22 protein-coding genes are annotated in these 18,282 nt (G+C 37.2%); 9 read left to right on the top strand and 13 right to left on the bottom strand.

Features of this window, described 5'->3' with window-relative positions; translation table 11 throughout:
- Positions 1–38 precede the first annotated feature (38 nt).
- On the top strand, positions 39–935 hold the full coding sequence (locus BCL90_RS03560) for a WD40 repeat domain-containing protein (RefSeq protein WP_121282653.1): 897 nt from the start codon (positions 39–41) through the stop codon (positions 933–935).
- 7 nt (positions 936–942) lie between these two features.
- On the opposite strand, the gene BCL90_RS03555 is transcribed toward BCL90_RS03560, so the two are convergent.
- Positions 943–1,608 (bottom strand): carboxypeptidase-like regulatory domain-containing protein, encoded by a 666-nt coding sequence (locus BCL90_RS03555; RefSeq protein WP_166792165.1) that lies wholly within the window; start codon positions 1,606–1,608, stop codon positions 943–945.
- A gap of 95 nt (positions 1,609–1,703) precedes the next feature.
- Entirely contained in the window at positions 1,704–2,489 is a 786-nt protein-coding gene (locus tag BCL90_RS03550; RefSeq protein WP_121282651.1) for a C40 family peptidase, read from the bottom strand.
- 110 nt (positions 2,490–2,599) lie between these two features.
- Between BCL90_RS03550 and BCL90_RS03545 the strand changes: the two genes are divergently transcribed.
- Positions 2,600–3,052, top strand: a complete 453-nt coding sequence (locus tag BCL90_RS03545; RefSeq protein WP_121282650.1) for a universal stress protein — start codon at positions 2,600–2,602, stop codon at positions 3,050–3,052.
- 57 nt (positions 3,053–3,109) lie between these two features.
- On the opposite strand, the gene BCL90_RS03540 is transcribed toward BCL90_RS03545, so the two are convergent.
- A complete protein-coding gene (locus BCL90_RS03540; protein ID WP_121282649.1) occupies positions 3,110–3,541 on the bottom strand; it encodes a GNAT family N-acetyltransferase in 432 nt (143 codons plus the stop codon).
- A gap of 88 nt (positions 3,542–3,629) precedes the next feature.
- A complete protein-coding gene (locus tag BCL90_RS03535; RefSeq protein ID WP_025143125.1) occupies positions 3,630–3,980 on the bottom strand; it encodes a 4Fe-4S dicluster domain-containing protein in 351 nt (116 codons plus the stop codon).
- Positions 3,981–4,059: 79 nt separating this feature from the next.
- Between BCL90_RS03535 and BCL90_RS03530 the strand changes: the two genes are divergently transcribed.
- From BCL90_RS03530 to BCL90_RS03500, 7 genes are all read left to right on the top strand, one after another.
- Complete coding sequence (locus BCL90_RS03530; RefSeq protein WP_121282648.1) at positions 4,060–5,076, top strand: acyl-CoA reductase; 1,017 nt, start codon at positions 4,060–4,062, stop codon at positions 5,074–5,076.
- A gap of 68 nt (positions 5,077–5,144) precedes the next feature.
- Entirely contained in the window at positions 5,145–5,348 is a 204-nt protein-coding gene (locus BCL90_RS03525) for a hypothetical protein (protein ID WP_039476747.1), read from the top strand.
- Position 5,349: 1 nt separating this feature from the next.
- Positions 5,350–6,033, top strand: coding sequence for a cell division ATP-binding protein FtsE (locus BCL90_RS03520; RefSeq protein WP_029278680.1), 684 nt, complete (start codon positions 5,350–5,352; stop codon positions 6,031–6,033).
- Between the two features lie 128 nt (positions 6,034–6,161).
- Positions 6,162–6,743: a nucleotide exchange factor GrpE gene (locus BCL90_RS03515; protein ID WP_121282647.1), complete on the top strand. Its 582-nt coding sequence runs from the start codon at positions 6,162–6,164 to the stop codon at positions 6,741–6,743.
- Positions 6,744–6,833: 90 nt separating this feature from the next.
- The gene (dnaJ, locus tag BCL90_RS03510; RefSeq protein WP_121282646.1) at positions 6,834–7,997 is read left to right on the top strand and encodes a molecular chaperone DnaJ; all 1,164 of its coding nucleotides are present in this window, start codon (positions 6,834–6,836) and stop codon (positions 7,995–7,997) included.
- A gap of 273 nt (positions 7,998–8,270) precedes the next feature.
- Positions 8,271–8,987: a DUF72 domain-containing protein gene (locus BCL90_RS03505; protein WP_121282645.1), complete on the top strand. Its 717-nt coding sequence runs from the start codon at positions 8,271–8,273 to the stop codon at positions 8,985–8,987.
- A 327-nt stretch (positions 8,988–9,314) separates the two neighbouring features.
- Positions 9,315–10,229 carry a Ppx/GppA phosphatase family protein gene (locus BCL90_RS03500; protein WP_121282644.1) on the top strand — a complete coding sequence of 305 codons (915 nt, stop codon included), beginning with the start codon at positions 9,315–9,317 and terminating at the stop codon, positions 10,227–10,229.
- Positions 10,230–10,723: 494 nt separating this feature from the next.
- On the opposite strand, the gene BCL90_RS03495 is transcribed toward BCL90_RS03500, so the two are convergent.
- The 9 genes from BCL90_RS03495 to BCL90_RS03455 all read right to left on the bottom strand — a co-directional run bounded on the left by BCL90_RS03495 (position 10,724) and on the right by BCL90_RS03455 (position 18,274).
- Complete coding sequence (locus BCL90_RS03495; RefSeq protein ID WP_134380556.1) at positions 10,724–11,401, bottom strand: carboxypeptidase-like regulatory domain-containing protein; 678 nt, start codon at positions 11,399–11,401, stop codon at positions 10,724–10,726.
- 53 nt (positions 11,402–11,454) lie between these two features.
- Positions 11,455–12,021 (bottom strand): Maf family protein, encoded by a 567-nt coding sequence (locus tag BCL90_RS03490; protein ID WP_121282642.1) that lies wholly within the window; start codon positions 12,019–12,021, stop codon positions 11,455–11,457.
- 69 nt (positions 12,022–12,090) lie between these two features.
- Positions 12,091–12,480, bottom strand: coding sequence for a hypothetical protein (locus BCL90_RS03485; protein ID WP_121282641.1), 390 nt, complete (start codon positions 12,478–12,480; stop codon positions 12,091–12,093).
- A 104-nt stretch (positions 12,481–12,584) separates the two neighbouring features.
- Complete coding sequence (locus BCL90_RS03480; protein ID WP_121282640.1) at positions 12,585–13,415, bottom strand: universal stress protein; 831 nt, start codon at positions 13,413–13,415, stop codon at positions 12,585–12,587.
- A gap of 315 nt (positions 13,416–13,730) precedes the next feature.
- Positions 13,731–14,258: a KdsC family phosphatase gene (locus BCL90_RS03475; RefSeq protein WP_121282639.1), complete on the bottom strand. Its 528-nt coding sequence runs from the start codon at positions 14,256–14,258 to the stop codon at positions 13,731–13,733.
- Positions 14,259–14,329: 71 nt separating this feature from the next.
- Positions 14,330–14,572 carry a Fe-S cluster assembly protein IscX gene (gene iscX / locus BCL90_RS03470; RefSeq protein ID WP_088300868.1) on the bottom strand — a complete coding sequence of 81 codons (243 nt, stop codon included), beginning with the start codon at positions 14,570–14,572 and terminating at the stop codon, positions 14,330–14,332.
- Between the two features lie 94 nt (positions 14,573–14,666).
- Positions 14,667–14,999, bottom strand: coding sequence for a 2Fe-2S iron-sulfur cluster-binding protein (locus BCL90_RS03465; protein ID WP_029275355.1), 333 nt, complete (start codon positions 14,997–14,999; stop codon positions 14,667–14,669).
- Positions 15,000–15,039: 40 nt separating this feature from the next.
- Positions 15,040–15,804, bottom strand: a complete 765-nt coding sequence (locus BCL90_RS03460) for a Rossmann-like and DUF2520 domain-containing protein (RefSeq protein ID WP_121282638.1) — start codon at positions 15,802–15,804, stop codon at positions 15,040–15,042.
- A 4-nt stretch (positions 15,805–15,808) separates the two neighbouring features.
- Positions 15,809–18,274, bottom strand: a complete 2,466-nt coding sequence (locus BCL90_RS03455; RefSeq protein WP_121282637.1) for a heme lyase CcmF/NrfE family subunit — start codon at positions 18,272–18,274, stop codon at positions 15,809–15,811.
- Positions 18,275–18,282 lie beyond the last annotated feature (8 nt).

Genomic DNA, 18,282 nt, shown 5'->3' with positions numbered 1-18,282 from the left:
CCCTACACACTAAACTCTAAACCCATAAACCTCAAGAAATGCTCAAATACCTACACACCCTACCCGGACATCAAAACCCTGTTTACGCTTTAGCCAATGCTGGTGAAGACGACATGTTTTTCAGTGCTGGAAATGATAAGGGCGTGGTAGAATGGTCGCTACTTAACATGGCTTTTGTGAAGGTGAAAATGCCAGTACAAAGTTCTGTTTATTGCCTTCATTACTACAATGAGCAATTGTTTGTTGGAGAACGGAGTGGCGCTTTTAGTGTTTACGACCTGAAAGAACAAAAGGTAATTTTAAGGATTAATGCGCATACCAAACCTATTTTCAATATACAAACAGTAAAAAGTAAAAATGAGCTTTTAACTACTGGCGAAGATGGTACGGTTGCGGTTTGGTCTTTAAATGATTTTAAGGAAATTTACCGCTTCCCGGTAGCTTACGATACCGTGAGGGCAATTGCAATTGCACCCAACGAAAACGAAGTTGCATTTGGTTGCAAAGATCATTTGATCAGGATTTACAACCTTGCAGATTATAGTTTAAAACAATCCCTAGAAAGCCATTCCTTACCTGTGACTTCATTAGCTTATCATCCAACTGGCAAATATTTGATTTCAGGCAGCAGGGATGCACAACTAAAAATATGGAATCTGCCGAATTACGAACTTAGGGAAACCGTTCCGGCGCACATGTTTACCGTGTATGATATTGCCTTTCACCCTACCCTTCCTTATTTTGCAACAAGCAGTCAGGATAAAAGCATTAAACTCTGGGATGCAGAAAATTTTAAATTGTATAAAATTTTAAGCTTAGAAAAGGCAGGTGTTGGCCATAGCCATTCTATCAATAAAATTATCTGGAGCCATGATGGCAAATATTTGATTTCTACAGGTGATGACCGGCAGGTAATAGTTTGGGAGATGGAGTAGGTTTAACCTAGCCATTTAACAATTGACTTATTCGCTCTAAAAATGTAGGTTGCTTAATAATGGCCAATCCTCCTAAAACATAACTATCCATCTTCATTTTTATAAAAATAACTTCATCTCTCACCAGCTTTACTTTTACATGTTTAGTTTCATAGCCAATATATCTTAAATCCAGGAAAATCTTCTTCTTAAATTCCTTTCTATTCAGCTTAAACTCGAATTTTCCATTTCGATCTGTAACCGTTGTAATTTTCGAGCCTTTTATCATTACAGTTGCACCTATAATTGGGAGTTTATCATCCCCATCGATAATCTTGCCTTGTACCGTAACAAATCCGTCTTCAGAATTTCCTTCTAAAATATCCTCTTTTAAAGATTTTTTATTATCGGTCTGGAAGGTTGGGTACGAGGAAGAAATATTTGCATTAACCAATTTTGGAAAGCTTAGCAATGCTAATAATGATGCGGCAACCAGGCTATGTTTAAATCGGCTAGTTGTAAAATCCGATTTCACATGAATTAAACGATCAAGCTGCTCAGGTTTAAATCTCCCACAACTATTTCCCTGATTTTCATTAAACCAATGTTTCAGCGCTGCATCTGTGAAGCAAGTAAAGTCTATTACAGTTTTTTGGCAGGAACCGCAAAATTTACCATTTAAATTGGTTTGCATGCCCTCCCATTCTTCATGGCAAGGTTTAGAGATCTGGATTTTAAACTTAGATGGCATAAAAAATGTATCTTTTATATAGGATACATTTTTGACTACTATTCCACAAATCGCTTAATAATTCTCAATTTATGCGAATATTTCCCCAGTTCTTTATTAAAAATTCCCTGATCATCAATTGGATCGATTTTTACTTTTGCTGATGAATGGATGATTTCATTTGGGCTCAGCATAATGCCAACGTGAGTGATCCTGCCTTCATCGTTATCAAAAAAGGCAACATCGCCAGCTTTGCACTCAGCCAGAAAACCTACCAGTTCACCTTGTTCGGCTTGTTGTGAGGCATCACGATTTAGTTTGATTCCCAACATTTTAAATACGGTTTGTACAAAACCAGAGCAATCTAAACCAAATAAATGCCTGCCTCCCCATAAATATGGGATATTTTGAAAAAATTTGGCCGTTTCACTAACCCTATCCGTAAAATTTACAGCGCTATTATTGTATGCTTCGAAATTCAGTTTAAACTTTTCTTCACCTGCATAACAAAAACCGTCTTTTAAAAAAGGAAGGTTACTGGCCGGACTTAAATGATAAGAACTTCCATCCACCGCGGTTAACACATTATTAAAGCTGAGTGGGGCAAGTAATTTACAATCGTGCATTTCTGTAAACTGATTTTGGGTAATCGGTGCCAATTGCCTGAAATCCATCCAGCCTTCATAACCATCATAACCATTCTGAATCAACCACCACCGGTCTTCCTTCTGAATAATTTCTACGTGATCGCCGAATAAAAGTTGCGAAACAATTTCTGCTTTATCTGATGCATCAGCTCTTAAAGGCGCCACAGCAACCCTACAAATACCGTATTGATTTTCCATTTAAACTTGCTCGTTAAACTATTGTAAAACTAATAAAATACATCCATTGCCTAACATTTTGCATACAAATTTGTTATTTTTATAATCATCAATTTTTAAATATACGCGCCATGAATTTTAAAAAAATATTAATTGCCGTTGATAATAGCACCTGCTCAGAAAAAGCTGCAAAAGCCGGTTACGACATGGCTGAAAAATTTGGAGCAGAAGTAGCACTCGTAAATATTATCGAACCTATCCCAGCCAATGTAAACCCCGATTTAACGCTTGCGCCAGTGTTTTTAGAGACCTACGATAACAGCGAAGAAAATAGCCATATCTTATTGAAAGAAATGGAGACAAAATACGGAAAAGGCATAAAAACCACCTATTTAAGCATTATTGATACTGCTGCACATGGCATTATCCAGCAATCAGACGAGTGGGGTTCTGATTTAATTGTAATAGGCACTTACGGCCGGACAGGATTATATCATTTTTTAATGGGAAGCGTTGCCGAACACGTAGCGAGAAAATCGGCTTGTCCGGTGCTGATTATCCCTAATAAATTCGATGTTGATTAGTTTGGGGGAAACTGAAGACCGTAATAATAGTTTTCAGAAGATATATCAGACACTAATTTAAAGGTCTAATCTTTTCGAAAAGTAAATTCTTTTATGCCCTTCAGGAAAGTTTGGTATTTCTCCAATTGGCATATATCCGTTTTTTAAATAAAACTCTTCTGCCTGAAAGTCAAAAGTATCAAGCATAGCAACTGTTGCTCCTTTTGCTTTTGCAACGTCTTCAACATATTTTAAAATTTGGGTGCCTATTCCTTTCTTTCTATATTCATCTTTTACCCAAAGAATATTGATTTCTAACCCATTCCAATAACCTATACCCGCTAAAACCCCTCCTATTTCTTCTCCATTTTCATTTTTAGCCATATATTCCAATGGTGTCCATATATCTGAAAGAGCAGGAACCCTGCCTAAGTTATATTGATTAATTCCATCAACAATTTTGCTTACACTCTCCTTTCCACAAGGAACTATTGTAATTTTATTGATCATGATTATACTTTTGGTCTATAAAAAACTTTTTTTAACTAAAAAAGTCCCACTTATGTGAGACTTTTCTAGTTAAATATATAATATAAGCTTATCCTTCCTGGTGTAACCAGGCTTTCTTAGCCAATAATTCTTCTTCCGTTTCGCGGATATCTTCGTCATCTACGCAACAATCAACCGGGCAAACTGCCGCACACTGAGGCTCGTCATGAAAGCCCTTACACTCTGTACATTTATCGGATACAATATAATACACTTCATCCGAAACTGCTTCCTGGGCAGCGTCTGCTTCGATTTGTTGATTACCAAAATCAATGATACCATTTAAATTAGTACCATCAGAAAAACGCCATGCAGTACCGGCATCGTAAATTGCGTTATTTGGACATTCCGGTTCGCAAGCCCCACAATTTATACACTCATCTGTTATTTTAATCGCCATGTTTTCGTCTAATTCTTTTGCTTAGTTTACCTTTGCGCTTGCAAATATAAGATATAATCATTTAATAATAATTCTAAATATGTCAGCATTAACTCAAGAAAAAATAATAATCGCGTTTAACAAACTAGGCTTATTGCTTACAAAGCCTACTGACATACTAGGAAATGCGTTTTATAGTGCTGAAAGTACAAATGCATGGTTTACTGCTGAAAATATAAAAAAATCTATTTTATCTTTCGCCAAGATGTTAAATGAGGCAGATTTGACCATTTGGTTCAAATCGGTTAAGTTTAGTACATCGCCAAAAAAGGTGGGTTTAATCCTGGCGGGCAACATCCCATTGGTGGGTTTACATGATATTTTAAGTGTATTGGCTACTGGAAACATTGCACTGATTAAACTTTCTTCAGCTGATGATCAATTGATTAAAGCTGTAATTGCTGAACTGATTAAAATAGAGCCCGCTTTTGAAGGTCAAATAGAATATGTAGAGCGCTTAAAAGATTTTGACGCTGTTATTGCTACTGGCAGCAACAATTCATCCCGTTATTTTGATTATTATTTTAGTAAAGTTCCAAATATCATCCGTAAAAACAGAAACAGCGTGGCGGTTTTAGATGGTACCGAAAGTTTTGAAGATATTCAACACCTTGGCAATGATATTTTTGATTATTTTGGTTTGGGTTGCAGAAACGTTTCTAAACTTTATTTCCCTAAAGGTTATGATATCGCCAATTTTTACGAAGGGATAGAAAGTTTCCAGCCTATTATCAACCATTTTAAATACAATAACAATTACGATTATAGCAAATCTATTTACCTTGTTAATGCGGCTAAACACTTCGACAATGGCTTTTTGTTGTTAAAAGAAGATGAGAGCTTAACCTCTCCCTTAGCGGTGATTTTTTACGAAGAATATGATAATCTGCAAGAGGTAGAAAAAAAGTTAAAAGATAAATCAGAAAATATTCAATGCATTATTACTAAAGCACCGTTAAGCTTTAACACTTTTGGTTTTGGCCAAAGTCAGCACCCGAAACTTTGGGATTATGCCGATAATGTGAATACGATTGAGTTCTTAAACAACCTTAATTGAATTTCTCAACTTTAGTCTTTCAGCTTTCTCCTTTGGGCTTTCAGCTTAAATAGCTATTTTTGGACACAATGTATATCGTTAAAGTTAAAGGCATAGCCAAAATTCCAGATTACGTGCAGTTGAGAGATGACAAGTTTACACTTTTAGCTTATTTTAGGGTAGACAGACCTGATAAATCGCTGGAAAAGCTCGGACTTGGCGACAAGCAAGATTACATTATGGAAATGGTTAAAGATTTGCCTTTCGGGCAGATTGCAAAATTGGAAATATAATATGGCAGGCAACTCAGTAATTCATTTAAGTAATGTTGATGTTTTTCAGCAGAAACATTTAGTGCTCTCAAACGTAAATTTACATATCGAAAAAGATGAATTTGTATTCCTTATTGGTCAAACAGGTTCAGGTAAGAGCAGTTTGCTTAAAATATTATATGGCGACTTACATATTGGCAATGGTGAAGGCAATATTGCCGGTTTCGACCTTAAAAACCTAAAAGAAAGTCAGGTTCCGTTTTTACGCCGTAAATTGGGTGTAGTTTTTCAGGATTTTCAATTACTTACTGATAGGACTATCGAAAAAAACCTTGAATTTGTGCTTAAGGCAACAGGCTGGAAAGATGAAAAACTAATTAACGAGCGTATTAAAGATGTTTTAGACAAAGTTGGTTTACGTTCTAAAATAAAAAAAATGCCACACGAAATTTCCGGAGGCGAGCAGCAACGTATTGTTATTGCAAGGGCTTTGTTAAACGATCCGGAAATAATCCTGGCTGATGAGCCTACCGGGAATTTAGACCCGGAAACATCAGAAGAAATAGTAACCCTTCTAAAACAAATCAGCCAGGCCGGAACTGCGGTATTAATGGCTACGCACGATTACCACATCATCCGAACTTTCCCCTCGCGCATTATTAAATGTGAGAATGGAGTTGTGCACGAAGATGCACAAATTGTATAAAAAATTCTGACATCCGTCAGCTAATCAGCCAATCTGTTCAGATAAATACAAATAAATCTGACAGCTTGGCTGATTTCCGTTTATGGCAAAATAGTTGAGATTAACACAAAAAAATTCAGCCCGGTATTATGTTTAATAAGAAGAAAAATAACGATAAAGAAGAAAATATAATGAATCCTGAAAATACATCAGAAAATACTGCTGAGAATGTAGAGAATACTGATGCCCCTGCAGTTGAAACTGAGCAGGCAACTGAATTATCTGCAGAAGAAAAATTGCAAGCGGAAGTTCAGCAACTTAATGACAAATATTTACGTTTATACGCTGAGTTCGATAACTATAAACGTCGTACACAAAAAGAACGTGTAGAATTATTGCAAACTGCCGGTAAGGATGTAATTGTTTCACTTTTACCTGTTTTAGATGATTTTAACCGTGCATTAAAAGCAATGGAAACGGCTACTGAGGTAGCTCCGGTTAAAGAAGGTATATTATTGGTAAGCACAAAACTGAAAAACACCTTGGCGCAAAAAGGTTTGAAAGATGTAGAAAGCATTAACCAACCTTTTAATACCGATTTCCACGAAGCAATTACCAATATCCCTGCTCCTAGCGAAGACCTTAAAGGGAAAGTGATCGATGAGGTGGAAAAAGGTTATACCTTAAATGATAATGTAATCCGCTTTGCTAAAGTTGTAGTTGGGGCGTAAGAAATAATTATTGAATGATTGAATTTTGAATGATTGAATTGATATTCTTTCATTCCATCACTCAATCATTCAATCATTTTATAAATAAAGATGAGTAAAAGAGATTATTACGACGTATTAGGCGTAACCAGGGGCGCAGCCGCCGATGAGATAAAAAAAGCTTATCGCAAGATGGCGATTAAATATCACCCGGATAAAAATCCTGGCGATAAAGCTGCTGAAGATAAATTTAAGGAAGCTGCTGAAGCTTACGAAATTTTAAGCAGTCCCGAGAAAAAACAACGTTATGACCAATATGGTCATGCTGGTGTTGGAGGCGCGAGTGGCGGCGGTTATGGCGGTGGCGGAATGAACATGGACGATATTTTCAGCAATTTCGGCGATGTATTTGGTGGTCACAATCCTTTCGAAAGTTTTTTTGGCGGTGGTGGTGGCGGTCAGCAACGTGGCGGTCGTCGTGTTGCAAAAGGCACTAACCTACGTATAAAGGTTAAATTAACACTTGAAGAAATTGCACATGGTGCCGAAAAGAAAATCAAGGTTAATAAACTAATCGTTTGTAAAACCTGCGACGGCTCTGGCGCAAAAGATAAATCATCGGTAAGTACCTGTGGTACCTGCGGTGGCAGCGGCCAGGTGCGTAGAGTAACCAATACGATTTTGGGCCAGATGCAGACGGCATCTACCTGCCCTACCTGTAACGGTAGTGGTCAACAAATTACCGCTAAATGTAATGTTTGTCATGGAGATGGTGTTGTACGTGGTGAAGAAACCATTACCATCAATATTCCGGCAGGCGTAAGTGAAGGTATGCAATTAAGCATGAGTGGCAAAGGAAATGCAGCACCTAATGGCGGCATCCCCGGCGATTTAATTATCTTAATTGAAGAAACACCTCACGAAACATTAAAACGTGAAGGAAATAATATTGTTTACGATTTACATTTAAGCTTTGTTGATGCTGCTTTAGGGATGAGCATCGAAGTGCCAACCATTGATGGTAAAGCCAAAATTAAAATCGAACCAGGTACCCAAAGTGGAAAGTTATTACGATTAAAAGGTAAAGGTTTGCCAGAAGTTAATTCTTACCATAGAGGTGATGAAATTATTCATATCAACATTTGGACCCCAAAAGCTTTAAGTAGCGACGAACGTAATGCTTTAGAGAAATTACGTGAATCCCCGAACTTTAAGCCTCAACCGGGTAAAAATGATAAGAGTTTCTTCGAAAGAATGAAAGAATACTTCGAGTAATTAATAAATATAGATTAAAAAACCGGTGCCGCAAGTATCGGTTTTTTGCTTTACAGCAAATCGTCATGCTGATCCGATTTTGTGAAGTCAGATGTTACCATCTGACTATAAAAACCATATAAATAAAATGGATAATTGATTTTTCACCGTATCAGATGGTAACATCTGACACCACGGACAAAACTATCAGGTTACATTGGTATCTCGTTGATTATTTTCAGTGCAATCTATAACAGATGATAAACCTTTCCCTTTATAACCTGTTTTCTATGCATGAAATGGAGAATTGGTTGTTCAGGTTTCTATTACCGCGAATGGAAAGAAGTTTTCTATCCTAAAGGTTTAGCACAAAAAGATTGGTTTAAGTATTATTGCGAGCATTTTAATACAATAGAGATTAATTCTATTTTTTATAAAATGCCAACGCAAAAATCGTTCGATAAATGGTACAACGAAAGTCCTGACGATTTTTTGTTTACGATTAAGGCACCGCGTTTAATTACACACTACAAGCAGTTGAATGAATGCGAGCAACTTATCAACGATTTTTACGAGGCTATTCAAACCGGACTAAAGGAAAAATTGGGCTGTGTGCTTTTTCAGTTCCCACCGAAGTTCGATTATAGTGCTGAAAGGTTAAATCTATTGATCGAAAATTTAAGACCAGCGTTTAACAATGTAGTAGAATTTCGGCACACCAGTTGGTTTGATGAAGGAGTTTATAGAAAACTGAATAAAAATAAGATCACCTTCAGCGGACAAAGCTATCCATCTGCCCTACCCGATAATGTAATTCAAAATACAGCAACTGTTTATTACCGTTTTCACGGTAAGCCTGTATTATATAAATCTGAATATGAAATAAATACAATTACGGACTTCAAAAATCAGATTAAAGACGGTGTTACTGAAGTTTTTGTTTATTTTAATAATACCTGGGGAGTTGGAGCATTACGTAACGCGAAACAACTGCAGGAGTTAGTGAAATAGGATTGGAAAAGCAATGACAGTGGTATATTTTAATGTTAGCCGGGCTATACGCTATAGCTCAGATTGAAAAAATCTGAGGCTGCCACTACTATCCCGTTTATTAAGAAAGGTTAGCGGTACTATTTAAGGAGCCCGGCAATAGTATAATTTTATGCCCTTTGCTATTTTGCCAAAAGTTGCTAACGTTTAAAATAAACCTGATAGCAATGATATTTCGGTGAACTTGCTTTAATTTAGCACCAACATTAACGAAATTTAATGGATAGCCGGACTGCAGTTTCCGATAAAGCACTGCTTCAGCTTTCCAAAAAAATATAAACAAAAAATATGCGTGTTGCCGTTATCGATCTTGGAACCAATACTTTTCATTTGATTATTGCTGAAAAAGCAGGTAAAGAATTGGAAATTCTCTACAAAACCAATGTTCCCGTTAAATTGGGCGAAGGAAGAATTAACGATAACATTATCATTCCAGCAGCCTTTGAAAGAGGGATAAATTGTCTTAAAGATTTTAGTCAAATTATTGCGGATTACCAGGCTGATAAGATCAGGGCTACGGCAACATCTGCCGTTAGAAGTGCAGAAAATGGGAAAGATTTCGTTGATGCGGTAAATGAAAGAACTGGAATAACCATTGAAACGATTACAGGTGATGAAGAAGCGGAATTAATTTACCAGGGTGTTAAACTGAGCGGTGCCATTACCGATCTTTCGCTGATTATGGATATTGGTGGCGGAAGTGTAGAATTTATTCTTTGCGATACAGAAACCCTGATCTGGAAGAAAAGTTACAATATTGGTGCAGCCCGTTTAATGCAACAATTTTTCAAATCAGACCCCATAAATGACGGGGATAAAAACGCCATTTTATTTCATATTCAAAACCAACTCACCGATCTTTTCAACATCTGTGAAAAACACCAGCCCAAAATGCTGATCGGATCTGCGGGAGCATTCGAAACCTTTGCCGAACTCATCATCAGAGAAAACTACCTTAAAGCAGATATCAACACAGCCAAAACCTTTGCATTCAATTTCGACGACTATATTGCAAGCTCGATAAAACTAATAAATGCCACACATAAAGAAAGGGCCGAAATGCCTGGAATAATTCCATTAAGGGTTGATATGATTGTAATTGCTGCTTTAATTACCAATTACGTTTTGGGCAGATCGAAGATAAACAGCTTAACGCTTTCCACTTACGATTTGAAAATGGGTGTACTGGCAAGCCTGATATAAAAAATGAGGCTGTATCATAAATTGTAATTCAATCGCATTTGTCACGTTGAGCTCAGCCTGTACTGAGCTTCACGAAGTATCGAAACGCCTTATAAGACATTTAAAACAGGTCCTTCGACAAGCTACCATTGACGTTATTTCACAAATTATTATTAATCAACACTTTAATCACTTTAGTATTTCCGCCCAGCTAGGCCATAGCACGATATCCCCGTTCTGCTTAAATCCGGCCTAACAAATTTTTCGGGCTGCACTGCCTAAGCCAACCTACTAGCTTCGAAAGAAAAATTTTCAGCCGGCATTTTTTTTTCTTTTTAATGCCAAAAAGAAAGAGCCCTTCGGCGGCGGCGAGCCGAGGCAAGACCGAGCCGTTGGACAAGGAAAAACGATTGTACGTCACTCATATTGATTTTATAAATAAATTATCCCTTAGGATGACAATTCTATATTGATGAGACAGCCTCACAGAGAGTTTAGCGTATATTAATTTAGGATTATTTCTTTTTTGGCGCAATCAGTACTCTACCCATAATCATGGGTTCAGATTTTTTGAGTTTGAGGTTATTTTGTTTCTCATTAGAAAAATCGAGTGTCAAAAAGGCTGAATAACGGGTGCTTTCAACCATCAGTTGGTTTTTACTGAAATCAAACTTATTATCCAAAAGAATTTCGTAGCGACCATTTTTATCAGTAAAAGTGGCATATTTAGTATCGAGAATGGATAACCTTATTCCAGCAAGCGGCTTATTATCTGCACCGATAACATAACCGTATACTTTTTTGGGTACAACCGGGTTTTTATCGGCGGTTTTGTTATTTATGCTTCTAGTTATTTTAATGGGCTCCTTCAAATTTTCGGCCCTGGCATCCATCACAAAAATATTCATGCCTATAGCTAGTACACCAAGGTACTTCATCCAGTTTCTATTTTTTGTTGGAACAATAGCCAAATGGTAGTTGAGCTGGTTTAATTGGCTTTGGCTCAGGCGACCGCATACAGAAGAACCTGAATTGGCCAATAGCTGGATAATTTCGGCATTGGTGTAGCCAGAGAAATCGATTACATTTTTGCTACAGGCTTTACAGAAATTGAAACCTTCTCCTTTATCCATTTCATCCCAGTTCTGTAAACATGGCTCGGCTATGATAACTTCGTTAATTCTCGTTTTCATCGTGCTAATTTTCATAGATGATGAAACTTTCAGGCGAATTCCACAAAAAGGTTTTAAATAAACTGCAACAGCTCATTATATAGCTTTTCTGTTGGCAAGCCCATTACGTTAGTATAAGAGCCTTCTATGCGCTCTACCACTACAATACCCCACCAATCTTGCACGCCGTAACTGCCGGCCTTATCAAAGGGTTTATAATTATCAATGTAGAAATCAATTTCATCAGCTGTAACAGGTTTACAGTAAACCTCTGTCCTATCATAAAAAGAATGAATTTTATCGCCTTTAACAAGTGTTACACCTGTAAAAACTTCATGCCTGCTTCCCGACAGCTTTTTTAACATTTCTTGAGCATGCGCCCTATCTTCAGGTTTACCTAAAATCTCACCGTTTAAGGCAACAATGGTATCGGCCGTTATTACTATTTCGCCATCGGCAGTAAAAGCCTTAGCCTTCTGTTCTGAAATGTAAACGGCAATTTCTGCCGGACTTAAATCCGAAGGGTAGCTTTCATCAACATCTTTAAGCTCGACTTTGAAATTTAAGCCCATAAGAGTTAAAAGCTCTTGTCTACGTGGCGATTTAGAGGCTAAAATAATGGGAGGGAAATTGGCAGGCATATTTTAATTTTTTGCTAAAATAAGAAAAGCGGCATAAAGCCGCTTTTCTTATTTCATATTTTACCAGGATTAGTTATTTCCACCACCTTGTCTGCGTTTTTCCATTTCAGCACGTTGCTCTTTTTGCCAGGCTTCGTAAGCTTTTTTCTGATCGTCAGTTAATACCGCAGTAACTTTTGCGTCGTTATCAGCACGCATTTTTTGCATTTTCTCTCTCATCGCATCTCTATCCCCGCCACCTTGCATTTCTTCGCGCATTTTTTTCATGGTTTCAGCCTGCTCAGTAAAAACAGTAGTTAACTTTGTTTTCTGATCATCAGATAACTTTAATTTTTCGTCTAACAGTTTTACTCTTTCTTCAGGTTTCATCATCATTCTTCCCCGTCCACCACCTTGTTGCGCGTTAGCGAAACCAGCTATACCTAGCATTAATCCGCAAATCATCATTAATTTTTTCATGTTGTTCTTTCGTTGTTTTTGGTCCAAATTAAGTTTGTTGGAGTGTAAAAGAAAATGAAAGTTTAAAGTCGCTATGTAACTAAGCTGTTGCGAAATAAAATATATCAATCTTTCAACAATAACACCGGCACATGCGATTTAATCGTTAACCTTTGAGATACACTTTCGTGCAGCAAACTTTCAAAAAAACTATATTTCTTTGGAAGTGCAATAATTAACTGAGCATCTTCACTTTTGGCAAATTTTACGATTCCTTTAATCGTATCGGGATGATCGGAATAATGATAAGCCGGAGAAAAATCTTTAAGCATCTCATGTAAAAAATGTTCTTCTTGGGAATCGATCTTATGACCGGAATTAATATTGAGCACCAAAAGTTCGAGGACATGTTTGCTCAGGATATTTTTGAGTGCGTGCATAGGGATCACCTCTTTAACCTTTTTAAAATCGCAGGCTAAAATGGCTTTACGGATCGATTGATAATCGGCCTTAGGCGGAACAACCAAAACCGGAACCGGACTTGATTTAGAAATTTTAATCGCATTAGAACCGATATCACTTTCATCTTTCGCTTTTTTACCGTTACTTCCTATAATAATGACCTCGATTTCTTCCCTGTTTACCCGATCGATGATTGACCTTAATAAGGTTTCTCTTGTTAAAGAAACCTCTATTTCGGCATTGGGATTAATCTCCAGCATTTTTGACTTCAGTTTTTCGAGTGCTTCGAGCCTTCTTGTAATTTCGTCGGCGATATTTTCATTAGTCGTAATGATCATATCAGGTGTAGGAAGAATGCTCTCATATTCAGAAACATAGTAGGCATTAAGCAGTATAATTTTTGAGTTCGTCATCTCGAAACTCAACCTGGCCGCATATTTCGCAGCATGATCAGCTGTTTTAGAAAAATCGACAGGTACAAGGTATGTACTCATATGATTAAAAATTATGTTTTTACATTGATAAATTAATCAATCGATTGATTAATTTATCAATGTAAATTTCGCATATTATCTGATATATTGCAAATTTTTGAACTGAAGATTTATAACGAGAACGTCATTCTGTTTCTTAGTATCGTCATTTCGACTGAAGTGAAACGGAACGGAGAAATCTATTGCTAAGTTATTTCTTGAAAATACTTTTAGAGAGATCCTTCTACTACGCTCAGGATGACAAGCGCGGAAGGAGTAATAAACAATGCTCTACTAGCAATTACCAATGAACTAATGACAAGTGAACCAATAAACCTATTTCCCCGAATCGGCAGCATTTGGATTTTCATCGTGCCACCTTCCCTGTACTTTCATTACTTTTTCGATAATATCACGCACAGCGGTTTTGCCTCCATTGTAGGGAGAAATGAATGTAGAAATTGCTTTTATCTCTTCTACCGCATCTGCCGGGCATGTTGGGAGCCCTACTAGTTTCATTACTTTTAAATCAGGGATATCGTCGCCCATATAGAGCACTTCTCCTGAAGTAATGCCCTTATCTTGAAGATATTGATTAAAAATGGCAACCTTATTTCCGGTTCCGAGGAACACATCTGTTATGCCCAGATTAAAAAATCGTTTGCCCATGGCAATACCATCTCCACCAGATATAATACAGATGTTATATCCTTTTTTAACGGCTAATTGCATGGCATAGCCATCTTTAATGTTAAAAGTGCGCAACGACTGACCATTATCAGTAACCTGAACTGATCCATCTGTAAGCACACCATCTACATCAAAAATGAAAGTGGTAATCTCTTTTAATTTCTGGAGAAACATTGGCGCGTTTGGCGTTTAGGGTTAAGCGCTCGGCGCCGACTCAGGACTAAAGACTCCGAACTCAAGACTAGTTACTGATTATCTCTCCATTCGTACACCCAGGCAGATTGAATTTGCTCTAAATGTCCTTCACTGCTTTCCTCACGAGTACCTTTAAAGTTTGGCAATTCTAAAACCCATTCTAAAAGTTCAGTAAAGCGGATACGGTAAATTTTGGCTTCTGTAAAATCATCACCAAATTTCTCATATAAAGACATTGCTATATCTTCGTAGTCGTTCCAATAAAAAGGTAAAGCAAATTTATCGTTATTCATGTTGTTTTGTTAGTTAATTGTTGAAATTGGTTAATCGGTTAACTGTTTAAATTGGCTAACCGACTCCCGACTAAGGAAGGACTTTGGACTCAACCTAGTGTCCCATAAAATCAGACTGGTCTGGTATGGTCACTTCGATATCGCCGTTAATCACCACACACTGGCAACCTAAACGTGAAGTAATTTTCGGACGGACTGCCCTATCGATAAAGTCTTCTTCTTTGTCAGAAATCTCTTCGATATTATCCATGCCCTTTGTTACATATACATGGCAGGTACTGCAACCACAAACACCACCACAGTTGTGCTGTAATTCGATTCCATTATCCAGACAAACATCTAAAACAGATTCGCCGGCTGCTATTGGTAATTCAATAGATTCGTGATCTGCTTCTTCAAAATTTATTTTTAGTTTAAAAATGCTCATAATTATTTTGCAAAAGTAATAAGCAGAAGCCGTAATTATGCTATTTCAGCGTTAATTTTATGCTATCGCTTAATGTTTGATAAATGTTCTGCAATTCGGGCATATCGGTTAACATGCTCAAATGCTTATTTAAAGTGCTTTCATCAGCCCTAACTGCGGGCCCAGTCTGCACATTTTCAGGCAGGTTGCTCATTACCTTATCGGCAGTTTCGGCGATTAATGGCCTGATGATTTCGAAATCCAAATTGTTCTGACTTAAAATTTTATTCGCCAAAGCATACAGGTGGTTAGGAAAATTACAGGCAAATACCGCTGCCAGGTGTAATACTTTTCTTTTCTCGCCATTTAACTTATATACTTCCCGGCTAATTTTAGCAGCGAGATTGCTTAAAATCGTTAATTGACTGTCATCGTTCGCTTCAATACAAAGTGGAATATTTTCAAATGAAACCTCTTTTTCTTTTGAAAAAGTTTGCAAGGGATAAAAAACACCCGCTTTAGTAACTTGTGATGATAAAATATTAATATCTGTAGTTCCAGAGGTATGTACCACCAAGCCAGTTACATTTTTCAATGATTTAGCAATGCTTTCAATCGCATCATCTTTTACCGAGATGATATATAAATCAGCATTTTGCTTAATTTCATTTAAATCGCCGATGGCTTCAGTTGCAATCGATTGCGCCAATATGGTTGCATTATCCAGGTGTTGACTGTACACCTGCACGATCTCTTCGCCCTTGCCTTTTAAAGCCTTTGCTAAGTGTGTGGCAACATTTCCAGAACCTAATAAAACAATTTTCATGATTTTATGCGACTTTGGCCTCTTTTCTTCTTCTAAAAATTGAAAGTAAGAAACCCACAACCATTACGATGGTACCAGCCCAGTATAAATTGATGAAAGGAAATTCAATTGCTTTAAAAACAACCCAATCTTTAGCTTGCTGAGGTTTTTCAAAAATCTGAAGCTCTACTTTTTTCTCATCTGGCAAAACCCTCGAAAAACGGAATTTCAAATCTAATTCATCCACTTTACGGGCGAAATCAAAAGTATTATTACCTTTTATTAAGAAAATAGGCTCCGTGTTGTAAACTTTACCGGCTGCATTAATTTCTAATGGTAAACCAACCGCATAATCGCCTTGTCCTAAAACCAAATCTTTCGCAGTAGGTTTTCTGTTTAAATCTTTAACAGTAACAATACCACTTGTGGTATGAATGGTATCCCCTACCGAAACCTTAACAATACGTGGTGCCTTATAATTTTCGTCATCAGAATGACCTTCATGGTCATCATGCGATTCTTTTTTAATGGCTGCACTGGTAATATGTGTGTACACATCGTAAGTTAAATAGTGCTTGGTATCAGGAGAAGCAATCAAACCCATTTTTTCATTATCCTGCACGTGTGGATGCAAATTAAAATCTTCTTTAACCTTACCTTCTTTATCTAAAACTTTAAAATTAAGCGTATAAATGGTATTGGGTAATACAGTAGTATCGGCAACGTATGTTACAGTATACTTACCCATCTTTTTGGGCTCGTTTTTATATAACATAATGTTCTCACCAGGTTTTTCCGTCTTCTCGAAATCTTTTACCGGGATAAAATTATTCGCGTTGATGGATAGTGGTTTGTTGGTCGCAGCAGAAATTAATGCACCTAAGATCAGGAAAGCAAAGCCAATATGCGCAATTGCTGATCCGGCCAATTTTGCATTGCCACCGAAAGCCTGATATAATACAGCTGCGTTAGAAAGTACTGCAAATAAACAACTAAAGGTAATCAGAATGTACATGGTATTGGTGTATATACCTGTGACATATACCAAACCTGCTGTTAACACGATCGAGAAGATGATTGCAGATACCAAACTGCTGTAAAATTTACGCGGGTCGGTTCTTTTATACTTTAAATATTGAGAGAAACCCGAAATCAAAGTAATTAATACCGCAAATGGAGCCTGCCATTGGTTGTAATATTTTACCGCATCAATTGGCGGTGTAAAGTTTGTTCCAAAGGCTTTGTTAAATACAGGAACCGAAGTGGAGAATATGACCTGGATGCAAGCAATGGTTACCACTAAAGCGCCAATAAACATCCAGAATTCGCGCGAATAAGTTTCTTCATCCTTTGTGGTAATTGGCAATTCTTTCCATCTTAATACAATTAATACAATTGCTAAAACAGCAAATACCACATTGTATAAAATCAGGTGGCCAAACATACCCATATCGGTAAATGAGTGAACAGATGTATCACCCAAAATCCCGCTTCGTGTTAAAAACGATGCATAAAGCACCAATAAGAAACTTAAGAATACCAATGCAATAGCTGTGAAATAAGCATGGCCCGTATTTTTATACGCAATCATTACGTGTACCGCCCCAATTAGGGTTAACCATGGAATTAAAGAAGCATTTTCTACAGGGTCCCAAGCCCAGAAACCGCCAAAGTTTAACGCTTCGTAAGCCCAGAAAGACCCCATAATAATACCTGTACCTAAAACCATCACCGCAAAAAGCGCCCAGGGCATAGCTGGTTTAATCCATTCTTTATATCTTTTTTGCCATAAAGCAGCAATGCCATAAGCGAAAGGCACAATCATACTGGCAAAACCTAAAAACAAGGTTGGCGGGTGGATTACCATCCAATAGTTTTGCAACAATGGATTTAATCCTCTACCATCGGTAATGAATTTTAAATAATTAGCGAAGTTCTCAGGATTTGCGAAAACAACAGGAGCCATTGATTTTAAATCAAGCGAATCTCTTAGCAAGATAAACGGTGAACTTCCGATGCGTTCGCCAAAAATCTCTACACCTAAAAGCATTGAGGTTAAAAACACTTGAGAGAAGGCTACAACTGTCATTACAGGTCGCTCCCAGGTTTTAGCTTTCCAAATCAACAACGTACCTAGAAACGATTGCCAGAAAGCCCAGAGCAAGAAACTTCCTTCTTGTCCCTCCCAGAAGGCAGAAATAATATAATGAATTGGAAGCTGTTTTGAGGAGTGCCAATAAATGTAACTGTATTCATTGTAATGCCCCAGTACCAGATAGAACAAAATTGCTCCGATACCAATTATACAGCCAAAATTAACCAAGAATCCAATCCGCCCTAAGTTTCTCCAGGATTTTTCTTCAAATTTTTTATCTCGACTGGCAAAGAAATACGATATTGTTGATAGTAATGATGCACTAAATGCCAGCACAATAAAAAATTGTCCGATTTTACCTGGTAACAGGTGTTCGCCTACAAATTGAATATCCATTAAATAAT

Origin of the sequence: Pedobacter alluvionis, assembly GCF_003664035.1 — a bacterium.
Taxonomy (GTDB): Bacteria; Bacteroidota; Bacteroidia; order Sphingobacteriales; family Sphingobacteriaceae; genus Pedobacter; species Pedobacter alluvionis.
The sequence above is the reverse complement of the archived record's forward strand: the minus strand, read 5'-3'. Positions and strand labels throughout refer to the sequence as shown.